The organism is uncultured Meiothermus sp., assembly GCF_937863175.1.
Classification (GTDB): domain Bacteria; phylum Deinococcota; class Deinococci; order Deinococcales; family Thermaceae; genus Meiothermus.
Map to the genome: position 1 here is coordinate 1 of NZ_CALMCQ010000465.1, position 2,820 is coordinate 2,820.

A 2,820-nucleotide genomic window follows, 5' to 3' on the forward strand; every position below is an offset into this window, starting at 1 on the left:
CCCCCCGCGTACAGTTTCCAGTCGGCCCCCACGCCCAGCGCCAGCACGTCGGTCTCGGGCGGGTCTACGGGTGCGAAGCTGCGCCCCCCGTCCGTGCTGCGGTAAAGCCCCAGCCCCGCGCCTCCCGCGTAGAGGCGGTTTTCGCCGTCCACCGCCAGAGTGTGCACCCCTCGTGGAAGACCCCGGCCCGCCAATCCTTTCCAGGTGGCCCCGCCGTCGTCGCTGCGGTACAGCCCCCCGACCACCTCCCAGAGGTAGTGCTGGCGGGGGTCGGACGGGTTTACGGCGTAGCCGTGGAGGTCGCCCCCCGGCAGCCCACGGGGCTTGAGGTCGCGGAAAAGGCTCAGGTCGCGGCTCTCGGCGTAGACCCCGTGTCCGGCCACGATCAGCCGCTCCCCGTCCCAGGCCAGGTTCATCGCGTCGTAGTCGGATTGGCGCAGGGTGTCGCGCCAGAGACCCTGCTGAGAATCAAACCGCTGCACCCCGTCGTGGTGCCCGAAGAAGACCTGCCCGGAGGGCAGGAGGGCCAGGGCGTGGGCGTCGCGGGTGGCGACCTTGCCCATCGGCATGGTCATGCCCGGCATGCGCCCGTTGGGGTTGCCGTTGCCGTCCATGGGCATCCCGCCGGTGATGGTCATGCCGGGCATCCGGGGAACCGTGGACTGAACCAGCAGGGCCACCAGCCCGACCAGCGAAGCCAGGCCCAGACCCAGTTGCCACCAGATCGGCTTCACGCAAGGCTCCTCGGGGTCGGGCTTGGCCGGGCCATGGGGTCACGATAGACAGGTCGTATTAAGGTCTTGTAAAGCGGTCTTGGTCGGCCGCCGGATGGGGCTGCGCGGCGTCCCAGTGGCCCCACTTCCACCAGTGCAGCTTGGGGACTCCCACGATGTAGGTCTTGGCCACCCCGCAGGGCACGAAGCCCACCGAGAGGATGCCGCGTCTGGAGGCCAGGTTACCGGCCTGGGTGTCCACATAGATGCCCCCTGGGTGGGGCTGGGCCAGCGCCTGGGACATCAAGTAGCGCAGGCCCGTCTTGTAGAGCCCTCTTTCACGCCATATCGGAAGGGTCCGAAAGGCGAACAGCCAGTGTGCGGGTTGGCGCTGTATCTCGGGGTGCAGGTGTACCGGCCCTGCGGTGTGGGGATGGCTGAGCCAGCCGTAGGCGGCCCAGGCGCGGGGGCCGTGGATCACCGCCCCGCTAAAGCCCTGGCTAAGGTAATCCAGGAAGACCGCTTCGAGGGCCGACCCGCCGAAGAAGAGCCGAATCAGGTCAGGCTCGGCGGGGGAGAGGCGCAACCCCAGCGGGAGCGGGCTCCCGCTGGGCTGAACGCCCTCGGGCAGGCGAAACACCAGGCTGGTGCGGATGCGCAGCGGGGAGCGCTCGAGCAAAGAGGTCGGCAAAGGCATCTCCTGGGCAGCTAGGGCAGTATGGCCCGGACGTTGCGGGTGAGGCTGGCGCGGCTCAGCTCGCCCACCTGGCGCGAGTGAACGGTTCCGTCGGGGCGGATGAAGACGGTGGTGGGCAGCCCCACCCCGCCGAAGCGCGTGTAGAGGGCCTGGGTGCGGTCATACCCCGGTTGGCCCGGAGGCGCGTCCACCCAGATGGGGTAGCCGACCCCCGCCTGCCGGATGTAGGCCGCGACCGTTCGGGGGTCTTCGTTCAAGTCCACCCCGACCACCGCCAGCCCGCGCCCCCTGAACTCGGCCTGTATGCTATCCAGCAGGGGCATCTCGCGGCGGCAGGGCGGGCACCAGGTGGCCCAGAAGTTGAGCACCACCGCCCTGCCGCGCAAGCCGGAGAGGGCCACCGGCTGTCCCTCGAGGTTGACCAGCCGCACCTCGGGCGCGGGGTCGCCCGGCCTGACCAGGGTCGGGTCGCCCGCCCGCAGCCCCGTGAGGGAATAGCCGAGGGCGAACAGCGCCCCGCCCGCCGCGAAGCCCAGCACCAGGGGGCGGGCGTAGGCGGCCCGCTGGCTCTTGGGGCGGCGCGACAGCGCCCACAGCCCGTAGCCCAGGCCGCCCAGCACCCCGGCCCAGGGCAGATACCCCGGCTGCCACAGGTACAGCGCGGTCAGGGGGTTGTCCCGGTAGCCTTCCCAGTTGAGCAGCACGAAGCCCAGCCGCGCCCCCAGCACCCCGGCTACGGAGGCATTGAACACCACGTTGCCCACCCACTGCCCGTCCAGCCCGGCCCCCCGAGCCGCCCGCGTGCCCCACCACGAGGCCAGCAGCAGCCCCGCCACCAGCAGCAGCCGCACCGTGGCCACCAGGAACGGGCCGACGCTCAACACCTCGGGCATCCCCAACCTCGACTCTCTGCCCTAGCGGGGCCTGCGCTCGAGGGCGAAGCCCGCCGCCTTCCACGCCTCGAACCCGCCCTTGAGCTCGCGCACGTTGGTGTAGCCCAGCCGCACCAGTGCCTGGGCCGAGAGGGCGCTCATGCGCCCGGAGCGGCAGTAGACCACGATCTCGGCGGCCTTGTCCTTGGGCAGGTTGGCGGCGCTTCGGATGGCGTCGAAGGCGATGAACAGGTCGGTCTGGGGCAGCTCGCCCTCGTAGGGGACGTGGGTGTTGACCAGCACGAAGTCCTTGTCGGCGAGCTGGGCCTTGAGTTCCTGCGGGGTCAGCAGGCCCCAGCGGCCCCCCTGGGTCTGGACGGTCTGGCCGGGAAATGGATGGGCCAGCGAGAAACCCAGCAGCAGGGCCGCCATCAGCATTAATCTGAGCACATCTACCTCCGCCTCGCGTCAGGGCGATTGCGCGAAGATAAGGCGGGCGTGTTAAGTTTCTGCAAAGCCCGGCATGAGGGGGCCGGGG

4 protein-coding genes are annotated in these 2,820 nt (G+C 70.4%); all 4 read right to left on the reverse strand.

From position 1 onward, the window contains the following. Positions 1–734 (reverse strand): hypothetical protein (locus tag Q0288_RS17290; RefSeq protein WP_299433430.1); only part of this gene is annotated, 734 nt, incomplete at its 3' end. Between the two features lie 58 nt (positions 735–792). Further along, complete coding sequence (locus Q0288_RS17295; protein WP_299433435.1) at positions 793–1,404, reverse strand: hypothetical protein; 612 nt, start codon at positions 1,402–1,404, stop codon at positions 793–795. 17 nt (positions 1,405–1,421) lie between these two features. Next, positions 1,422–2,303 (reverse strand): TlpA disulfide reductase family protein, encoded by an 882-nt coding sequence (locus Q0288_RS17300; protein ID WP_299433438.1) that lies wholly within the window; start codon positions 2,301–2,303, stop codon positions 1,422–1,424. A gap of 21 nt (positions 2,304–2,324) precedes the next feature. After that, positions 2,325–2,732, reverse strand: a complete 408-nt coding sequence (locus Q0288_RS17305) for a rhodanese-like domain-containing protein (RefSeq protein WP_299433441.1) — start codon at positions 2,730–2,732, stop codon at positions 2,325–2,327. Positions 2,733–2,820: the final 88 nt, after the last annotated feature.